Origin of the sequence: Croceibacterium mercuriale, assembly GCF_000802385.1 — a bacterium.
Lineage (GTDB): Bacteria > Pseudomonadota > Alphaproteobacteria > Sphingomonadales > Sphingomonadaceae > Croceibacterium > Croceibacterium mercuriale.
In genome coordinates, this window is record NZ_JTDN01000001.1 from 530,022 (window position 1) to 547,659 (window position 17,638).

Annotated in this window: 18 protein-coding genes and 1 tRNA gene; 9 read left to right on the forward strand and 10 right to left on the reverse strand. The window is 67.3% G+C overall.

Going from position 1 to position 17,638, the window contains the following annotated elements; genetic code table 11:
* Positions 1-4 precede the first annotated feature (4 nt).
* The 4 genes from PK98_RS02345 to PK98_RS02365 all read left to right on the forward strand — a co-directional run bounded on the left by PK98_RS02345 (position 5) and on the right by PK98_RS02365 (position 5,115).
* Entirely contained in the window at positions 5-1,207 is a 1,203-nt protein-coding gene (locus PK98_RS02345) for a cytochrome P450 (RefSeq protein ID WP_039093989.1), read from the forward strand.
* A gap of 11 nt (positions 1,208-1,218) precedes the next feature.
* Positions 1,219-1,872, forward strand: coding sequence for a GntR family transcriptional regulator (locus PK98_RS02350; RefSeq protein WP_039093991.1), 654 nt, complete (start codon positions 1,219-1,221; stop codon positions 1,870-1,872).
* Between the two features lie 13 nt (positions 1,873-1,885).
* The gene (locus PK98_RS02355) at positions 1,886-2,848 is read left to right on the forward strand and encodes an alpha/beta hydrolase (protein WP_235425371.1); all 963 of its coding nucleotides are present in this window, start codon (positions 1,886-1,888) and stop codon (positions 2,846-2,848) included.
* 788 nt (positions 2,849-3,636) lie between these two features.
* Complete coding sequence (locus tag PK98_RS02365) at positions 3,637-5,115, forward strand: deoxyribodipyrimidine photo-lyase (protein WP_039093993.1); 1,479 nt, start codon at positions 3,637-3,639, stop codon at positions 5,113-5,115.
* A 320-nt stretch (positions 5,116-5,435) separates the two neighbouring features.
* On the opposite strand, the gene PK98_RS02370 is transcribed toward PK98_RS02365, so the two are convergent.
* From PK98_RS02370 to PK98_RS02380, 3 genes are all read right to left on the reverse strand, one after another.
* Positions 5,436-5,843, reverse strand: coding sequence for a hypothetical protein (locus PK98_RS02370; RefSeq protein WP_039093995.1), 408 nt, complete (start codon positions 5,841-5,843; stop codon positions 5,436-5,438).
* 6 nt (positions 5,844-5,849) lie between these two features.
* Positions 5,850-6,482 carry a hypothetical protein gene (locus PK98_RS02375; RefSeq protein WP_039093996.1) on the reverse strand — a complete coding sequence of 211 codons (633 nt, stop codon included), beginning with the start codon at positions 6,480-6,482 and terminating at the stop codon, positions 5,850-5,852.
* 468 nt (positions 6,483-6,950) lie between these two features.
* A tRNA-Ser gene (locus tag PK98_RS02380) sits at positions 6,951-7,041 on the reverse strand.
* A 97-nt stretch (positions 7,042-7,138) separates the two neighbouring features.
* Here PK98_RS02380 and PK98_RS02385 point away from each other — a divergent pair.
* The 3 genes from PK98_RS02385 to PK98_RS02395 are packed head-to-tail and all read left to right on the forward strand — an operon-like array spanning position 7,139 to position 9,025.
* Positions 7,139-7,546, forward strand: coding sequence for a metallopeptidase family protein (locus PK98_RS02385; RefSeq protein ID WP_052207931.1), 408 nt, complete (start codon positions 7,139-7,141; stop codon positions 7,544-7,546).
* Between the two features lie 42 nt (positions 7,547-7,588).
* Positions 7,589-8,581 carry a peptidylprolyl isomerase gene (locus PK98_RS02390; RefSeq protein WP_039093999.1) on the forward strand — a complete coding sequence of 331 codons (993 nt, stop codon included), beginning with the start codon at positions 7,589-7,591 and terminating at the stop codon, positions 8,579-8,581.
* A gap of 54 nt (positions 8,582-8,635) precedes the next feature.
* Positions 8,636-9,025 (forward strand): MerC domain-containing protein, encoded by a 390-nt coding sequence (locus PK98_RS02395; RefSeq protein ID WP_039094001.1) that lies wholly within the window; start codon positions 8,636-8,638, stop codon positions 9,023-9,025.
* On the opposite strand, the gene PK98_RS02400 is transcribed toward PK98_RS02395, so the two are convergent.
* The 3 genes from PK98_RS02400 to hemF form a co-directional block, all read right to left on the reverse strand.
* Positions 9,022-9,891, reverse strand: a complete 870-nt coding sequence (locus PK98_RS02400; RefSeq protein WP_039094003.1) for an NYN domain-containing protein — start codon at positions 9,889-9,891, stop codon at positions 9,022-9,024. The genes PK98_RS02395 and PK98_RS02400 overlap by 4 nt on opposite strands.
* Positions 9,892-11,985 carry a RelA/SpoT family protein gene (locus tag PK98_RS02405; protein WP_039094004.1) on the reverse strand — a complete coding sequence of 698 codons (2,094 nt, stop codon included), beginning with the start codon at positions 11,983-11,985 and terminating at the stop codon, positions 9,892-9,894.
* Positions 11,986-12,051: 66 nt separating this feature from the next.
* On the reverse strand, positions 12,052-12,909 hold the full coding sequence (gene hemF, locus PK98_RS02410) for an oxygen-dependent coproporphyrinogen oxidase (RefSeq protein WP_039096137.1): 858 nt from the start codon (positions 12,907-12,909) through the stop codon (positions 12,052-12,054).
* 53 nt (positions 12,910-12,962) lie between these two features.
* On the opposite strand from hemF, the gene pdeM reads away from it, so the two are divergent.
* Positions 12,963-13,727 carry a ligase-associated DNA damage response endonuclease PdeM gene (pdeM, locus tag PK98_RS02415; protein WP_039094006.1) on the forward strand — a complete coding sequence of 255 codons (765 nt, stop codon included), beginning with the start codon at positions 12,963-12,965 and terminating at the stop codon, positions 13,725-13,727.
* Between the two features lie 114 nt (positions 13,728-13,841).
* On the forward strand, positions 13,842-14,363 hold the full coding sequence (gene infC, locus PK98_RS02420; RefSeq protein ID WP_039094008.1) for a translation initiation factor IF-3: 522 nt from the start codon (positions 13,842-13,844) through the stop codon (positions 14,361-14,363).
* Positions 14,364-14,408: 45 nt separating this feature from the next.
* Here the strand turns inward: infC and miaB are convergent, their stop codons facing one another.
* From miaB to PK98_RS02440, 4 genes are all read right to left on the reverse strand, one after another.
* Positions 14,409-15,743 (reverse strand): tRNA (N6-isopentenyl adenosine(37)-C2)-methylthiotransferase MiaB, encoded by a 1,335-nt coding sequence (gene miaB, locus PK98_RS02425; RefSeq protein WP_039094010.1) that lies wholly within the window; start codon positions 15,741-15,743, stop codon positions 14,409-14,411.
* A gap of 10 nt (positions 15,744-15,753) precedes the next feature.
* Complete coding sequence (locus PK98_RS02430; protein ID WP_161792391.1) at positions 15,754-16,461, reverse strand: lysophospholipid acyltransferase family protein; 708 nt, start codon at positions 16,459-16,461, stop codon at positions 15,754-15,756.
* Positions 16,462-16,517: 56 nt separating this feature from the next.
* On the reverse strand, positions 16,518-16,940 hold the full coding sequence (locus PK98_RS02435) for a Fur family transcriptional regulator (protein WP_039094011.1): 423 nt from the start codon (positions 16,938-16,940) through the stop codon (positions 16,518-16,520).
* 128 nt (positions 16,941-17,068) lie between these two features.
* Complete coding sequence (locus PK98_RS02440; RefSeq protein ID WP_039094013.1) at positions 17,069-17,527, reverse strand: MucR family transcriptional regulator; 459 nt, start codon at positions 17,525-17,527, stop codon at positions 17,069-17,071.
* Between the last annotated feature and the right edge of the window lie 111 nt (positions 17,528-17,638).

Sequence of the window (17,638 nt, forward strand, 5' to 3'; positions counted from 1 at the left end):
CCTTGTGACCGACCACCCAGTTTCCGGCACGGACGATTTCGATCCGCACGCGCCCGAAACGTTCGACAACGTGCACGATACCTACCGCCGGTTGCGGGCCGAATGCCCGGTGGCACACAGCAACGCGCATGGCGGTTTCTGGGCCCTGACCCGTCATGCCGACATCGTCGACGCGGTGACCGACAGCGAAACCTTCATCACATCCAGGATCAACGTGATCCCGAACATGGCGATGGGCGAACGGCGCCCGCCGCTGGGCAAGGATCCGCCGGAACATACACCCTATCGCCGGGCGCTGGACCGCACGCTGCGTGCCAGCCGGGTCGCAGCGCTGGAGCCGGTGCTGCGCGAGCATGCCGCGCGCGAGCTGGACCGGATGATCGCCGCGGGCGGCGGCGACATCTCCAGCGACTTCGCCACCATCTTCCCGGCCTGGGTGGCCGTGGAATGGCTGAACCTGGATCCTGCCCATGCCGCCCTGCTGGCGGAGGTCGCCCGGCTCTACAACATCGCGTGGCGTGCCAGCGATACTGCGGTGGTCCGCCAGACCAGCCAGGATCTGTACGCGATCGCCGAAGGGCTGGTGGCCGACCGCCAGCAGCATCCGCGCCCCGTGGCAACCGATCCGGCCTCCGCCCTGCTGGCGGAAGAGACGCCCGGTGGCCCGATCCTGCCCCACTACGTCGTGGCCACCATCCGCCAGACGCTGGTCGTCGGCCTGATGGCGCCGCCGCCGCTGTTTGGCAGCATCTGCGTGCACCTGTCGCGTGACCCCGCGCTGCAGGATCTGCTCCGCACCACGCCGGACCGCATCCCCGCCGCGATTGAGGAATTGCTGCGGCTGTATGGTCCGTATCGCGGCTTCGCCCGCACACCGACGCGCGACGTGGAGATCGGCGGCCGGACCATACCGCGCGATGATGCGGTGACGATGGTCTATGCCTCCGCCAACCGGGATGAGGCGATCTTCGACGCACCGGATGAATTCCGCTTCGACCGCCCGCGCATCCGTGAACATCTGGCATTCGGCAGGGGCGCGCATCAATGTGCCGGCAGCGGACTGGTCCGACTGGAACTGCGCATCTTCCTGGAAGAACTGCTGCGGCGGACCTCGCAGATCCAGGTGAACGGCGAAGTCGAGATGACCCGGCTGCCCGAACTCGGCCCTGTCAGCACCCCGGTGCGGCTGGTCGCGGCGCAGGGCTGAGCCGGTTGCCGATGGTAGATCGCAAGACACTCCGGCAGGTGTCGGAAGAGCTGAAGACGCGCATCGCGCAAGGGCTGTACGCGCCCGGCCAGCGGTTGCTCGAGAAGGACCTGGTGGAGGAATACGGCGTCAGCCGCGGGCGGATGCGCGAGGTGCTGCGCAATTTGGTGGGCGAGGGCCTGCTGGAGTTCGAGGAGCAGCGCGGCGTACGGATCCGCCGGCTGGACCGCAAGGACGCGACCGACCTGGGCCGCCTGCGCGAGATGATCGAAGGTCTGGCGGCACGGCTGGCTGCGGAACGGATGCCCGATGCGGAGCTGGAGCGGCAGCTGGTCACGCTGGGCGAGCAGATGGACCAGACGGCTGCCGCTTCCGATGCCGAAACCTACGGCCACCTCAATCGTGAATTTCACGACCTGATCGTGCGGGCTGCGGACAATGCGTTGCTGGCGACCACGCTGGATCGGCTGCGCGTGCCGTTGTTCCGGCTGCAATTCGTGGAAGGGCTCCGGCGCGAGACGCTGGAGGAGCGCAATGGCGACCATCAGGCGATCACCCGCGCGATCCTGTCAGGCGACGGCGACGCGGCGGAGGCCGCCATGCGGTGCCATGTCCGCGGCGGCAACGCGCGCCTCGCCGCGCTGGCCGACCGCCTGTTTCTGTAAGGGAGGACCAAGGATGCGTCATGTGCTGAAGGCGACCGGTGCAACGCTGGCCATGTTGATGGCGGCGGCATGTGTGCAGACCACGGCACCGGCGGGCAGCGGTCCGGATGCGGCCAGTCTGGCCGACACCCTGCCCGACATGCCGGGCACCGGGCCGTTCCCCGCGATCAAGGAAGTCGTCAGCGGCCTGCCCGATCACGTGCTCTATCGCCCGGCGCAACTGGACGGGCTGGGACAGACCAGGCTGGGCGTGCTGTTGTGGGGCAATGGCGGCTGCCGGGCGGATGGCGCATCGGCGCGCCAGCACCTGCTGGAAATCGCTTCCCACGGCTATGTCGCCATCGCGCCAGGCTCGATCCGCAGCGGTCCTGGCGCTCCACCCGCCCCGCCGGCCGAGCGTCCGCATGCCGGAGACGCATTCCCGCCGGTGGAGACCACGCCCGAAGACATGGTCGCCGCACTGGACTGGCTCCTGGCCGAAAACGCGCGCCCTGGAAGCGGCTGGTACCAGCGCATCGATCCGGTCGCGATCGCGGTAGCGGGGCACAGCTGTGGCGGCTTGCAGGCAATCAAGCTGTCCGCCGATCCGCGTATCGCCACGACCATCGTGCAGAACAGCGGCGTCCTCAACCCGGGCAGTGGCAACCCGATCCGCGGGCTGACTGTCGACAAGGCCGAACTTAACAATCTCCACGCGCCCGTCCTGTATGTGCTGGGCGGACAGGGTGACGTGGCGTGGCCCAACGGCATGGACGATTATGCGCGCATCGACCACGTGCCTGTGGCGGCCGCGGATCTGGATGTCGGACATGGCGGGACATTCGACCAGCCGAATGGGGGCAGGGCGGCCCAGATCGTCTGGCGCTGGCTGGACTGGCAGTTGCGCGGTGATCAGGCGGCGGGCACGTGGTTCGCCGGCGAGGATTGCCAGCTCTGCACCAGCCGGGAATGGCAGTACGCCAGCAAGAGGCTGTGATGAGCTGACGGCGGGTGCGAGGTCCGGGGGCGTGACGAACATGCTTCCGGAGTTTGCCATGGGAGAGGCGATCCGCATCTGGCGCAAAGCCGTGGAAATTCGTGGCGCAGGACTGGCGGAGCGCTTCAAAGACGACTGAACGTCCGGCGGCTGCTGGCGGTTGAAGCAGGCGGAGCCTGGCTATAGACTAATTCCACGCCTCGCCATCTCGCGCGCAGCAATCTCCTTCAAGGTCGACGGCGGGGCAGCTTCGAAGATGTCTGCAAGATCGAGCAGATCGTTGTCACTCAAGGCGACAACCGTCGCTTCGATGTCCGCCAGGTGCTTCTTTGCACGCCTGTCCTGATTAGCACGCCAAGCGCCACGAGGTTTCAACATCTTCGTAGCGTAGCACAACGCGCCTAGATTCGGACTCGCAAAGGCGGGTACGAATGTCACGACCAGCAAAGCCGACAAGAGTTTGAACTGGACACTCTGGCAGCGCCGGCTGCCGATGGTCCGCTGACACGTGCATGGTAGGACGAGCGGCTGTACGCTTGATCCACGGCTGCATTGCCGGTGCTGGCAGCGGGTCATCGCTTTGGCCCAATTGGTTTGAACCCGATCCGGTAGGAACACCGGCTGCCCTGCTTCGCTTAACAGCGGCGGCCCTCCGGCCCGCAGGAGCTGAAATTTGGCAGAGACAATAAAGCCGGGGCGGTCGCCGTCATCTTGCGGCTGGCGCCGTGGCCTGGCCGCGCGTTGTTGCCGGGCGGGCGCACAAAGCGGGATAGGCCGGGCAGCATGAGATGGTGATGCCCCCGCTGCCGCCAGTGCTCGCCGACTGGCGCGAGGCACCCCGCGTCCGCGCCCTCAACGATCGCCCGCTCGGGGCAGACAGCCGCTACGTGCTGTGCTGGCTGCAGCAGGCGCTCCGCGCCCGCGACAATCCGGTGATCGATGCGGCCGTCCGGCTCGGCAATGCGTTGCGGCTGCCTGTTCTGGTGTATCACGGCGTGCGGGAGGACTATCCATACGCATCCGATCGGCTGCATCGCTTCATCCTGGGCGCAAGCCTCGACCTCGGGGCGGGTTGCGAGGCACGCGGGATCGCCTTTGTCCGCCATGTCGACCGGCAGGAGCAGCGCGAGCGCGGCCTTGTCCACCGGCTCGGCACAGACGCCGCGGCGATCGTCGCGGAGGACCAGCCGACCTTTGTGGCGCGCTGGCAGGCGGACCGGGTAGCGCGGCGCGCGGCGGTGCCGATCTACGTGGTCAACGCCGCCTGCCTGGTTCCGCCTTCGGTCATCGGCGACAACGTGCGCGGCCGCTCCGGCTTCTTGCGCCAGCATGAGCCTGAGCGCGCCACCTGGAGCAAGGCCGGGGACGAGGCGCCTGATGTCTCGCGCTACGACGGGCCGCTGCCCTTCGATCCCGATCAGCTGGAAAGCGCCGGGATCGACGCCCTCGTTGCCAGTCTGGCGATCGACCACACGCTGCCGCCCAGCGACATGCATCCGCCCGGGCGGGCGGCGGCGATGACCCGGCTTGCCCGGCTGATGAAGGAGGTGCTGCCCGGCTACGCCTCGGCACGCAACGATGCCACGCGGCCGGAGGGGGCGAGCGGGCTTTCGCCCTACCTGCATTTCGGAGTCCTCGGCCCGCGCGAAGTGATGGCGGCGGTAGCGGATGCCCGGGCCGGCGGGACGCACAAGGCCAAGTTCGCCGACGAACTGCTCGGCTGGCGCGAGTGGTTCCACTACCAGGCGCGGGGGCTCGCCCGGCCGGAGCAGTACGGGAGGGTGGCGGAGTGGGCCCGGCGGACGCTGGCCGAGCACGCGGACGATGCTCGGCCGGATGCCGAGCCGCTGGCGGCCATGCTGCGCGGCGAAACGCGCGACGAGACGTGGAACGCGTGCCAGCGCCAGTTCCTCGTCCATGGCTGGATGCACAACAATTTGCGCATGTACTGGGGCAAGCGGATCATCGCGATGACGCCCGATCCGGAGACGGCATGGGCGACCGCCTGCTATCTCAACGACCGACTGAGCCTGGATGGGCGTGACCCGGCCACCTATGGCAACATGGCCGCGATGTTCGGTGGCTCGCCCGGGGATCGGGACCGGCCGGTCTACGGCCGGGTGGCGACGCGCGGCGACGGATCGACGCGGAACCGTGAGCAGGGCGCAACGTGGCTTGCGGCAGCGCTGCAGCCGCCGGCGGTGTCGGTGCCCGACCCCTTGCCCGGTGACGCCTATCTGGCCGGTGCCTGGCCCGCCAAGACCTGAGGCCGCGCTGCTCGCCTGAAGCTTAGGGGGCGGTAGCCTAAATGGCATTTGCCGCGGGGCGGCAAGCACCAGCCTGGGCCTGCGGATTGCATCGACACCGGCGCAAGGACAGTCAGGCAGCTTGCGCCTCAAAGGGATTTAAGGCGCGACCTTAGCGACCTTGCCGCATGCGGTTTACCTCATGACGATCGAGAGCTGAGCTACGGGGCGAGAGGTGTGGATATGTCGACTGCAACGAGGTCTGAGCAGCCATAAAGGAAGGCCCGGACGGGTGCCTGTCGGCGGCTCGGACCGGTAGGCGACAGAAGCGCGCTTACGTGTCAGGCCACCCCGGCGTCAGGCAATCCAGTGGCGGGGTTGGCGCGGAACGGATCGAAGCTGGCGGGCAGGGTGGCGTTGATGGGCTCGGGCAGGATCCTGCCCACAGCCGCCGCCGCCGCGATCACGTCGGGCGCTGTGTGGATGGCCTCGGCGGGCGGTTGCATCAGGCGGTCCAATGGTGTCAGCGCCCTCTCTGCCTCAGGCTGTACGAAGTTGAGCGCCCATGTGCGCGTCTCTTCGTCGGCCAAACGTTCCACTAACAGCGCCCGTGCTGCCGTCAGGTCGCCCCGGCACAGATTGACCGTCATGGCATGGGTGGGCATCACGGCCCGTGCCAGCAGCACAGCGGCGACCGGGCCCTGTGCCTCGTCGTTGCGCCCCAGTTGCGACAGGCGCAGGCCCGCCATGTTGACCTAGACGATAGCCTCGCGATTGATGCACGGGCCCGCATCGGCCCATTCGGCAATGCGCGGCCACAACGCCTCGTAACGCCGGTCGACATACAGCGTCATCATGTGGCCGGGACTACCGATCGCCGTGACGGCTTGCAGCGCCTCCGCCTGCTGTCCGCTGCGGACCGCCTGCCGCGTGCGGGCAAGGGCAGAGCCGGACCAGTCTGATGCCTTGGTGACGGTGTAGCCGATCTCGCTGAGAGGAGCGCCCACCCGGTCTGCCCGCTCGTGATCGCCAATACGGCGAAGCCGATCGAGCAGCGCGTCGATCAGGTAGGAACTGGTACGCTGCGCCGCGGCTGGCGCTTCCCGACTGGCCTGAAGCCATAGATCTGCAGCGCGAGTGGGCGCGCCGGAGAAGGTGAAGATGCTGACGGCGGTCAGCTTGGATTGCGGATGATCGGGCAACAGGCGCAGCGCCTCCTCTACTGCCAGGACGGCCGGCGCTGGCTGGCGTGCCTGGGCGAGCAGGCCGGCCCGCACCGGCTGCACCATGCCGCGCAACGGGGTAGGGCGGGGAAGCTTGGCCAGTGCGACATCCAGCTGAGCAAGGTCAGGCGCGCGGGAGGCGACGATGGTGGCGACTTCCGCCATGCCGCCCGGTCAGCCGGGGCCGTGGTCATCTCCAACGGACTGCCGGCGGCGTGGATGCCGCCAGTGCCGCACCCGGCAGGATGGCGGCGAGCAGGGGCAAGGCGGCAACGGCGATCTTCCACTACGGAACGTGCCGCGCTTCGTCCGCAAAGGAAGGGGATCCTGACGATTTCGTCTCGAGGCATCGCGCCACGCACATGATCGGTCAGATGCCACAATCCGGGAATGCGGCAGGATGGTCACGGGAGGAACTGACCGCCGGGTTATCGCGAGCTGTAGCAGCCCGTACTGCCTCGTCCGTCAGCATCTGAAGCCCCACCCTGTGGTGCCCGATAGCCTCGCGATCCACCCCCGAACAGCCGTCGGCTTGAGGCGGGCCGACGTGGACCCTGTCGGACACGAGCAGCGGGGAAGTATGAAGATTTCAGCTGGATGGCGGACGATCCTGGATCACCATGGATCTGCAAGTGGCGGAGCGGGTGGGATTCGAACCCACGATACGCTTTTGACGTATACACACTTTCCAGGCGTGCGCCTTCGACCACTCGGCCACCGCTCCGCATGCCTGCTGGCAAGAGCGCGGCCCCTACAGGCGGGTGGGCCGGTTGGCAAGCATGTGCTTGTCACTCCATCCACAGGCAGCGTAGCATGCACCAATGACACCCCGCACCTTTGGTCCGCCGCCCAGTCTGGAGGAGATCGAGCAGCTCGCCCATGCAGCGCTCCGGCGCATTCCCGCTCCCTTTGCCGATCATCTGACGGGTGTGCGCCTGCTGGTGGAGGACTACGCCGAAGCAGCCGTCCTGACCGATCTGGGCATCGAAGATCCGTTCGAACTCACCGGCCTGTATGAAGGCCTGCCGCTGGGCGACAAGAGCATTGACCATAGCGGCGCGATGCCGGACCGCATCCGCCTGTTCCGTCGCCCGATCCTGGATGAATGGGCCGAGCGTGGCGACATCACGCTGGAGCATCTTGTGGCCCACGTGCTGGTGCATGAGGTCGGCCACCATTTCGGCCTGTCTGATGCGGCGATGCATGCGCTGGAGGACGAGGCCGGCTGAGATTGCCCTTGCCGCAGGGCGACGCGGTGGCAGGATGGCGCGATGCATATCCACGCCTCCGTCGCGGCCCTGCTGGCCGTTCTCGCCACCGCCACGCCCACCAGCGCGCAACAGCCGGCAGAGCCACCCACGCCCGGATCGATCATCGCTGCAGCGCCGGCGGAGGACTGGCGGGCGATCGATCCGGCCGACCTGCTGGTGATGGACCTTGCTCCGGATGCTGCCGGGCAACCCCGCCGCGTCGTCATCCAGTTGCTGCCGGCGCCCTTCAGCCAGGGGTGGGTGGAGAACATCCGGACACTGGCCGCCGCGCGCTGGTGGGACGGGACCGGCGTCTATCGCGTGGTCGACAATTGGGTGGCACAATGGGGCGCGGGGGAGGATGAGGCCGGCAAGAGCAAGCCCTTGCCGCCGGGAATCACGCCCGTGCCCGAAACCGCCTATGTCACCTCTGTCCTGCGCGGGCCGGAGGACGGACGCGATCACGTGCTGACCGGCCGGGGCGCGAATGGCGGCCGTGAGGAGATCGTGGTCAGCCGCTGGCTAGACCCATATGCGATTGGCGCGCATGTCGCCGGCTGGCCGGTCGCGCTGGACAGCCAGGGCGACGGCACCGCCTGGCCGGTCCACTGCTATGGCGCGGTCGGCGTGGCGCGCGACCTGTCGCCCGACACCGGCAGCGGGGCAGAGCTGTATGCGGTGATCGGCCATGCGCCGCGCCAGCTCGACCGCAACATCGCGGTGGTGGGCCGCGTGATCGAAGGGATCGAGCATCTTTCCGTCCTGCCGCGTGGCACGGGAGAGGCGGGCGTGTACCGCACCCCGGCGGAACATACGCCGATCCGCTCCGTCCGCATGGGCGACGCGCTGCCAGCGGGCGAGCCGCTGCGTTTCGAGTACCTGGCCACGGACAGCGACAGCTTTGACCGCTATCTGGCGATCAAGGCCAACCGGCAGGACTCGTTCTACAAGGTGCCGGCGGGCGGGGTCGATCTGTGCAATGCGCCGGTGCCGGTACGCCGCGTACAATCCTGATGGACCAGCAAAGTAATGTTGTCACATGCCGTGATCGGTTCTAAGAGACCGGTCATGATTTCGTCCCAGCTTGCCCGCCGCCAATCACTGACGCTGCTCGACGGCTTCGCGCTGGCGGCGTCTGCCGCATGCATGGTGCACTGCCTGGCGCTGCCGCTGGTACTCGCCATGCTGCCCCTGTTGTCCGGCACATTGGTGGAGGGGGAGGGCTTTCACGTACTGGTGCTGGCACTGGCGATGCCGACCAGTGCCATGGCCTTGTGGGCCTCGCGCTCCCCGGGCCGCGGCCATGGCCCGCTACTTGCAGGCGCCGCCGGTCTGGGCCTGCTCGCGCTCGCGCTGCTGGTCGGCGAGGCGGCGGAGCAGATGTTGACCTTGGGCGGCAGCCTGCTGCTGGCGGGCGCGCATGTGACGAACTGGCGCGCGCGCCGCAGCCGGCGCTAGCCTTCGGGCGCCTTGGCCCGGTCGGTATTGCGCCGGTCGGCCACATAGCGCTGGCCGCCGGGGACCTGCACGATCTCGAACAGTCCGGTTGCCTCGAACAGGGCAGGGAAGTTCTTGACCCCGTAATTGCGCGGATCGATCGGCGCCTGCCGCTTCGCTGCGCTGCCGGCGGTGCTCAGCACAGCCCAGCCATCGTCGCGTGCGGCCGCGTCGACCGCGCCGCGCAGGATGGTCACCAGCTTGGCGTCGAGTGCCAGCGGCCGTTCCGACCTGACAGCCGGTTTGGCGGGGGCATCGGGCGCCGCCTTTGCCGGATTGTCCTCGCTTTCGGCGGGCCTTGCCTTGCTGGCCGCCCTTGCGCGCGCCGGCTTCTCCCTGGCAGGTTCGTCGCGGACGGCGGCCGCGGGATCGTCCAGGCTGTCGAGATACAGGAAGGTGGTGCAGGCGTTCACGAACGGATCGGGCGTCTTGCGCTCACCGAAGCCATACACGTCGTGCCCGTTGGCGCGCAGTTGCATCACCAGGGGGGTGAAATCGGCATCGCTCGACGCCAGGCAGAAGGCGTCCGGCTTGACCGTGTAGAGCAGTTCCATCGCATCGATTACCAGCGCGATGTCGGTGGCGTTCTTGCCGGTGGAATAGCTGAACTGCTGGATCGGCCGGATCGCATGGGCGTGCAGCTTGCCCGTCCAGCCCTTCAGCCCGGGGCTGGCCCAGTTGCCATAAGCGCGCCGGATACTGGCCGTGCCGTACTTCGCCAGTTCGGCCAGCATGGCCGGAATCTTGCTGTGGGAGACATTGTCGGCGTCGATCAGCAGAGCGATGCGGCGATCGGGCGTGGGACCTGACGGGGAATTGCTGCTCATTCAGACACGCATTGCCTCTGCTACGGCATCGCTGGCGCGCAGGGCGCTGAGGATGCGGGTAAGATGCGCCAGATCCTGTATTTCCAGGTCGACGACATAGGTGTGGAACGGGTCGTCGCGCCGCTCGGTCAGGTCCAGCCCGATCACGTTGGCATTGGCGCGGGCGAAGATGCCGGCCATCTCCGCCAGCGTTCCCGTCCGGTGATACAGCACCGCGCGCAGCCGGCCGACCGCGCCACGCGAATGCTCGCCCCAGCCCAGGTCCAGCCACTCGGCGGTGCCTTCCTCCGCCAGGCGAGGACAGTCGATCACATGGACCGCGACCGTGCCGCGGGATGAGCCATCCTCCTCGTGCAGGCCCACGATGCGGTCGCCCGGCACGGGGTGGCAGCATTCGGCCAGATGGAAGCCGCTGCCGGGCCGCAGCCCCTTGATCGTGATGGCGCGCTCCTCCGGCTCATCGGGCAGGTCGGCCGTGCTGCCAGGTACCAGTGCTTCCATCACCTCGCGCGCGGACAGGCGCGCGGCGCCGATCGCGAACAGCAGGTCGTCCTCGTCCTCCAGCCCCAGCCGCTCCAGCGCCTCGCGCAGGGCCTTGCGGCCCACACGCGCCGGCAGCCGGTCGGCGATCTCGTCATACAGGCGGCGACCGGTCTCGATCACCTCGGCCCGTTCCTTGGCGCGCAGCGCGCGGCGGATCGCGGCGCGGGCCTTGCCGGTGGTGACGAAGCCGAGCCAGGACAGCTGCGGTTCCGCGCTCTGGCCCTTGACCACCTCCACCACATCGCCGTTCTCCAGCTGGGTGCGCAGCGGCACGTGGCGGCCATTGATCTTGGCGCCGACCGCCGCAGCGCCCAAGTCGGTGTGCACGGCGAAGGCGAAGTCGACCGCGCTGGCGCCCTTGGGCAGCTGGAACAGCGCCCCCTTGGGCGTGAAGGCAAAGATGCGATCCTGGTAGATCGCCATCTTGGTGTTCTCGAGCAGCTCTTCCGCATCGTGGCTGGCATCCACGATCTCGATCAGGTCGCGCAGCCAGCCGACCTGCCCATCAGGCCGATTGCCCTGCTTGTAGGCCCAGTGCGCCGCCAGCCCGAACTCGTTGGTACGGTGCATCTCGCCCGTGCGGACCTGCACCTCCACCCGCATGGAGTTCTCGTAGATCAGCGCGGTGTGCAGCGAGCGGTAGCCGTTGCTCTTGGGCGTGGAGATGTAATCCTTGAACCGGCCCGGCAGGAACTGCCACGTCGTGTGCAGCACCCCCAGCGCGCGGTAACAGTCCTGCGGGGATTGCGTCAGCACGCGAAAGGCCATGATGTCGGTCACTTGGTCGAAGGCGACATGCCGTTCGGCCATCTTGCGCCAGATGGAATAGGGCTGTTTCTCCCGGCCCCACACCATCACCTGCAGCCCTTCGGCCGCCAGTGCCTGCTTGATGGCCAGCGCGACCTGATCGACCTGGCCGTGATCCTGGCTGCGCAACTGTTCCAGCCGGCCGCTCAGGGTCTTGAAGGCGTCCGGCTCCAGCTGTTCGAAGGCCAGCGCCTGCATCTCGCGCATATATTCGTACATGCCGACCCGTTCGGCGAGCGGAGCATAGATCTCCATCGTCTCGCGCGCGATGCGGCGGCGCTTGTCCGGGCTCTTGATGAAATGCAGCGTGCGCATGTTGTGCAGCCGGTCACCCAGCTTCACCAGCAGCACGCGGATGTCCTCGCTCATCGCCAGCAGGAACTTGCGCAGGTTCTCCGCCGCGCGCTCGTTCTCCGGCATGGTCTCGATCTTGGACAGCTTGGTCACGCCATCCACCAGCCGCGCGATCTCGGGCCCGAACTGCGCCTCGATGTCGGCGATGGTGGCGAGCGTGTCCTCCACCGTGTCGTGCAGCAGGGCGGTGGCGATGGTTTCCTGATCCAGCTTCAGGTCGGTCATCAGCCCCGCCACCTCGACCGGATGGCTGAAATAGGGATCGCCGCTGGCGCGCTTCTGGCTGCCATGCTTCTGCACGGTAAAGACGTAGGCGCGGTTCAGCAGCGCCTCGTCGGCCCCTGGGTCATATGCCTTGACCCGTTCCACCAGTTCATATTGCCGCAGCATCGCGGAGAACGATGTGCCTATTAACAGGGGAAGGGCAAGGCCTTATCGCTGTTGCAGCAATTCAGTTCAGCTCCAGACCGCCTCCGGCGGCAGGCTCATCAGGATGGCATCGACGTTGCCGCCGGTCTTCAGACCGAACAATGTGCCGCGGTCATAGACCAGGTTGAACTCGGCATAGCGGCCGCGCCATTCCAGCTGCGTCTGCCTGTCGGCAGGCGTCCATTCGGTGCCCATCCGCTGACGCACGATGCGCGGGAAGACGCGGAGGAACGCCTCGCCCACGCCGCGGGTGAAGGCGAAATGCCGGTCCCACTGCGCGTCGTCCGGACATTCCAGATGGTCGTAGAAGATGCCGCCGACCCCGCGTGCGACGCCGCGGTGCGGGATGAAGAAGTATTCGTCCGCCCAGCGGGCAAAGCGTTCGTACCAGGTGGGATCGAACGGGGCGCAGGCTGCGCGAAAGGCGGCGTGGAAGGCTTCCGTATCCTCCGGGTAGGGGATCGGCGGATTGAGGTCGGCCCCGCCGCCGAACCATGCCTTGCTGGTCGTCAGGAAACGGGTGTTCATGTGCACCGCCGGCACGTGCGGGTTCGCCATGTGCGCGACCAGGCTGATGCCGGTGGCGGTGAAGCCTGGGGCATCCGCGCTGGCACCGTTGATGGTGGCGGCAAACTGCGGTGCGAACTCGCCCTGCACGGTGGACACGTTCACGCCCACCTTCTCGAACACACGCCCCTTCATCACCGCGCGCACCCCGCCGCCGCCTTCGCTGCCGTCCTCCGTGCTGCGGTCCCACGGCGTGTAGGTGAAGGCGGCATCGCTGCCCGCCTCCCGCTCGATTTCCTCGAACGCTGCGCAGATGCGGGTGCGCAAGGTCTCGAACCAGTCGCGGGCACGTTGCGTGTACGGGTTCCAGTCGGTGATCTGATCCATCGCACCTGCTTGCCAAAGCCGGACCGGTCCGGCAAGGCGCCGGCATGGTTCCCGTTTCGTTCGGCTCCGATCCCTGCAGCCCCGGTGGCTGCCCGCTGCCCTTCGCAGGCGAGGAGTTCGTGCTGACACCCGGTCACGCACTCTACTGGCCGCGTGAACGCACATTGCTGGTCGCGGACCTGCATCTGGAGAAGGGCAGCTTCTTTGCCCGGCATGGCCAGATGCTGCCCCCTTACGACAGCCGCGAGACGCTGGAGCGGCTGGCGGTGGAGGTACGGCAGACCGGTGCACGGCGGGTGGTGACGCTGGGCGACAATTTCCATGATGCCGGCGGACCGGCCCGGCTGGAGCCGCATGCCGCCGGGATGCTGGCGGCGCTGACCCGTGTGCTCGACTGGGTGTGGCTGACGGGCAATCACGATGCCTCACGCGGTATTCCGGCCGACCATGCCGCGCTGGCGCAGCGCCTGGGCGGGACCGTGCTGGGGGAGCTGGAGCTGGCGGGCATCATCCTGCGCCATCATGCGCAGCCGGGCGAGGATCGCCCTGAACTGTCAGGGCATTTCCATCCGCGGCTGGACGTCACCGTGCGCGCCCGCCGCATCCGGCGGCCCTGCGCGGTGGTGAGCGACGGCATCGGCAATGCGGGCGGGCGCATGATCCTGCCGGCCTTCGGCGCGCTGACCGGCGGGATGGATGCAGGCGACCCCGCGATCCTGGCCGCATTGCAGCCGGCCCGGACGATCCGGGCGGTGTTGCCGGCGAAGGGGCGGCTGGCACAGTTTCCCCTGTGGCGGGCGGCTGCCTGAAACCTGCCGGGCGGAGCGGTTCGCCCTCTAGCGAAATGGCCGCAGCCATACTATGTGGGCCGGTGATTCCATTGGGCTTCAGGAGAACAAACCATACCCCGTCCACCCCGGCGCATGTTGGCGCCCCCGGTCAAGTCCGGCCCCCGCTTCGACCATCTCATCCAGGCAGACAAGGTCCGCGTCATCGATGACGAGGGCGAAAACCTAGGCGTGATGTATACGCGCGCCGCGATCGAGCAGGCGAATGAGGCCGGCCTGAACCTGGTGGAGGTGTCGCCCAACGCCGATCCGCCGGTCTGCAAGTTCCTGGACGTGGGCAAGCACCGGTACGAGGCGCAGAAGAAGGCGAATATTGCCCGCAAGACCCAGAAGACGCAGGAGATCAAGGAGATCAAGATGCGTCCGAACATCGATGACCATGATTATGACGTGAAGATGCGCGCCATGAACAAGTTCATCGAGAATGGTGACAAGGTGAAGGTTACCCTGCGGTTCCGCGGACGCGAAATGGCGCATCAGCATCTGGGCATGGACCTGCTGAAGCGGGTGCAGGACGACGTTCTGGAAGTCGCCAAGGTAGAGGCCTACCCGCGGCTGGAAGGCCGGCAGATGCTGATGGTGCTGTCACCCAAGTAAGCACTTCGCTCCTCCGTCCTGTGGCGGAGGAGCAGGTTGCCGGTGTCAGGCGGCCAGTGTTTCCAGCACACGCCCTTCCAGCGAATTGGGCCCGGCCTGTGCCAGGTCCACCATCACCAGATCGCCGATTGTCGCGTCGGCATCGAACCACACCGATTGCAGCCAGGGCGACTTGCCGAGCCACTGGCCGGGCAACTTGCCACGTCGTTCGACCAGCACGGCGCAGCGGCGGCCGACAGTCGCCTGGTTGAAGGCCAGCTGCCCGCGCGCGATCGTCGCCTGCAGGCGCTGCAGGCGCTCGTCCATCATTTCGGGCGCAACCTGCGCGTCCATAGTGGCAGCGGGCGTGCCAGGGCGCGGCGAGTACTTGAAGGAGAAGGCATGGGCGTAGCCCGCCGTCTCCACCAGCTGCAGCGTCTCGACGAACTCCGCCTCCGTTTCTCCCGGGAAGCCGACGATGAAGTCGCCCGACAGCGCGATGTCCGGCCGTGCGGCGCGAAAACGTTCCAGCAGGCGCAGATAGGCCTCGGCCGTGTGGCTGCGGTTCATGGCGCGCAGCACCCGGTCCGATCCGCTCTGCACCGGCAGATGCAGGTAAGGCATCAGCTTGGGCACGTCCGCATGGGCGGCGATCAGTCCGTCGGTGACATCATTGGGGTGGCTGGTCGTGTAGCGGATCCGTTCCAGCCCATCGACCCGGGCGAGATGGCGGATCAGCCCATCAAGGCCCAGCACGCGACCGGCTTTGTCCGCGCCGGACCAGGCGTTGACGTTCTGTCCCAGCAGCGTGATCTCGCGCGCGCCGGCTTCCACCAGCAGCTGCGCCTCCGCCAGCAGGTCGGCGAACGGACGGCTGATCTCCGCGCCGCGGGTATAGGGCACCACGCAATAGGTGCAGAACTTGTCGCACCCTTCCTGCACGGTCAGGAACGCGGACGGCGCACTGCGGCGGCGGCGGGGCAGGGCAGCAAACTTGGCATCCGCCGGCATGTCGGTGTCGGTGGCGCGGACGCCTTGCGTCGCCTGCGCGATCAGGTCGGGCAGGCGGTGGTACGCCTGCGGGCCGACGACGATGCCGACGCCGGGCGCACGGGCCATGATCTCCTCTCCCTCCGCCTGCGCGACGCAGCCGGCAACGGCGATCATCGGCGCGGGGCCATCCGTCTTGAGCAGGCGGCCGATATCCGAATAGACCTTCTCCGCCGCACGTTCGCGAATGTGGCAGGTGTTCAGCACCACCAGCTCCGCATCCTCGCCCTCCGCGGCGGGGGTCAGCCCCTGCGATGCCAGCAGCTCGCCCATGCGTTCGCCATCATAGACGTTCATCTGGCAGCCGAAGCTCTTGATGCGGTAGGTGGTGGGCAGGGGACGGCGTTGCATAGGCCGCCAGTTAGGGGATCGGGGCCCCGATTGGAAGCGCCAGCGCCGCGGCGATCCGGCCCTGCGCCGCCTCCGCCATGGTCTTGCGGGTCGCCAGTGCCGCCGCATCCAGCGGAGGCAGGAAGTGGATTGTCAGCCGGATGGGTTCGCGCCGGGCCAGCAGCCGGCGGATGTTGTCGGCGCCGGGTTCCGCATCCGTCCAGGCAACTGCCGGCGCATCCTGGTATTCGAAGGCCACCGGCTGCACGGTCACGCCCTGCGCGCCCTCCGCGGCGGACAGCAGCGCGCTCTTGAAAGGCAGCAGGCGGGTTCCGTCAGCGGTCGTACCCTCGGGGAAAACGCACATGCGGCGCTTCGCCAGGGCAGCGCGCAGCTGGCCGACCTGCTGGCTCACTGCGCCCCGCCGTTCACGCGCGATGAACAGGGTGTCGTTCTGCGCGCACAGCCAGCCGAGCAGGCGATTGTTCGCCAGCGTGCCCTTGGCAACGAACGCGGCGCGACACGCGCCGCCCAGCGCCAGGATGTCCAGCCAGCTGGTGTGATTGCCGATCAGCAGCAGCTGTCCCGAAGCCGCGCGTCCGACGATCGTCACCCGCAATCCGGCCAGCCAGCCGACTGCGCCCAGGAAGTGCGGCGGTATCGCGCGGCGAAGGCCGAACAGGCTGAGCAGAAGATGGGGCAGGATGATCGCCACGAACAACGCCAGGATGGCAGCCACGCGGACTGGCGGCAACCAGCCGGTCACCGTTGCTGCAGGCGGCGCGGCGCGCGCGATCATTCCTCGCGGTCGATCCGGACGCCGTAGAGTTCCATGCGGTGGTCCACCAGGCGATAGCCAAGCTTCTCGGCGATCTGGCGCTGCAATGCTTCCACCTCCGGATCGACGAATTCAACGACCTTGCCGGTTTCCACATCAATCAGGTGATCGTGATGCGCCTCTGGCGAGGCTTCGTAGCGAGCGCGGCCGTCACCGAAATCGTGCCGGTCCAGGATGCCTGCATCCTCGAACAGGCGGACGGTGCGGTACACGGTGGCGATAGAGATGCGCGGATCGATCGCGCTGGACCGCTTGTGCAGCAGTTCCACATCCGGGTGATCGTCGGATTCCGACAGCACGCGGGCGATGATCCGGCGCTGTTCGGTAATCCGGAGACCCCGTTCCGCACATAGCGCTTCCAGATCGATCACTTGCTGCACGCCTTCGTATTCCCTTCTGTCATCGCAGACGCGACAGAAAGCGCCAGCGCCCCACCACTATGGAAGCGGAGGGGCGCGATTGCAACCGGGTGGAGGCCTCGATCGGGCTCCGTCCCCGGCCCTGCGTGTTACTCGGCAGGCGTTGCCGCACCGGCTGCCTTGGGCCGACGGCCACGCTTCTGACCGGGCTTGCGACCGAGACCGATATCCTTCGCCAGCTTGCGGCGCTTCTCGGCATATTCGGGCGCGACCATCGGGTAGTCGGCGGGCAGATTCCAGCGGGCGCGATACTGCTCGGGCGTCATGCCGTACTGCGTCATCAGGTAACGCTTCAGCATCTTCATCTTCTTGCCGTCTTCCAGGCAGACCAGGTAGTCCGGCTTGATCGATGCGCGGACCGACACCGCCGGCTCCGGCCGTTCCTCGACCGGCTGGGTAGCGCCAAGACCCTGCAGCGCGCCATACACGTTCTGGATCAGCGTGGAGACGTCCTCCACCGCGACATTATTGTTGCTGACATGCGCCGCAACGATGTCGGAGGTGAGCGAGATCAGCGTTTCGCTAAAATCATGTTCCAAAGTGTTCATGGGGACCCTTTAATTTTATTAGATTTCCGGCAAGATCGGCATTGAATGCTGATCAAAGCATCGTTGCCAGACCTTCTGGACGCCTATTTCAGGCGCAGCGCTGAAAAACAA

Excerpts from the sequence above, each read along its gene's own strand:
- PK98_RS02400 (WP_039094003.1), bottom strand. The coding sequence starts at position 9,891 with ATGAGCAGCAATTCCCCGTCAGGTCCCACGCCCGATCGCCGCATCGCT.
- PK98_RS02395 (WP_039094001.1), top strand. The coding sequence starts at position 8,636 with ATGATTTCGTCCCAGCTTGCCCGCCGCCAATCACTGACGCTGCTCGAC.
- PK98_RS02365 (WP_039093993.1), top strand. The coding sequence starts at position 3,637 with ATGGTGATGCCCCCGCTGCCGCCAGTGCTCGCCGACTGGCGCGAGGCA.
- infC (WP_039094008.1), top strand. The coding sequence starts at position 13,842 with ATGTTGGCGCCCCCGGTCAAGTCCGGCCCCCGCTTCGACCATCTCATC.
- PK98_RS02370 (WP_039093995.1), bottom strand. The coding sequence starts at position 5,843 with ATGGCGGGCCTGCGCCTGTCGCAACTGGGGCGCAACGACGAGGCACAG.
- PK98_RS02375 (WP_039093996.1), bottom strand. The coding sequence starts at position 6,482 with ATGGCGGAAGTCGCCACCATCGTCGCCTCCCGCGCGCCTGACCTTGCT.
- PK98_RS02350 (WP_039093991.1), top strand. The coding sequence starts at position 1,219 with ATGGTAGATCGCAAGACACTCCGGCAGGTGTCGGAAGAGCTGAAGACG.
- PK98_RS02355 (WP_235425371.1), top strand. The coding sequence starts at position 1,886 with ATGCGTCATGTGCTGAAGGCGACCGGTGCAACGCTGGCCATGTTGATG.
- pdeM (WP_039094006.1), top strand. The coding sequence starts at position 12,963 with ATGGTTCCCGTTTCGTTCGGCTCCGATCCCTGCAGCCCCGGTGGCTGC.
- PK98_RS02385 (WP_052207931.1), top strand. The coding sequence starts at position 7,139 with ATGACACCCCGCACCTTTGGTCCGCCGCCCAGTCTGGAGGAGATCGAG.
- PK98_RS02390 (WP_039093999.1), top strand. The coding sequence starts at position 7,589 with ATGCATATCCACGCCTCCGTCGCGGCCCTGCTGGCCGTTCTCGCCACC.
- PK98_RS02440 (WP_039094013.1), bottom strand. The coding sequence starts at position 17,527 with ATGAACACTTTGGAACATGATTTTAGCGAAACGCTGATCTCGCTCACC.
- PK98_RS02405 (WP_039094004.1), bottom strand. The coding sequence starts at position 11,985 with ATGCTGCGGCAATATGAACTGGTGGAACGGGTCAAGGCATATGACCCA.
- miaB (WP_039094010.1), bottom strand. The coding sequence starts at position 15,743 with ATGCAACGCCGTCCCCTGCCCACCACCTACCGCATCAAGAGCTTCGGC.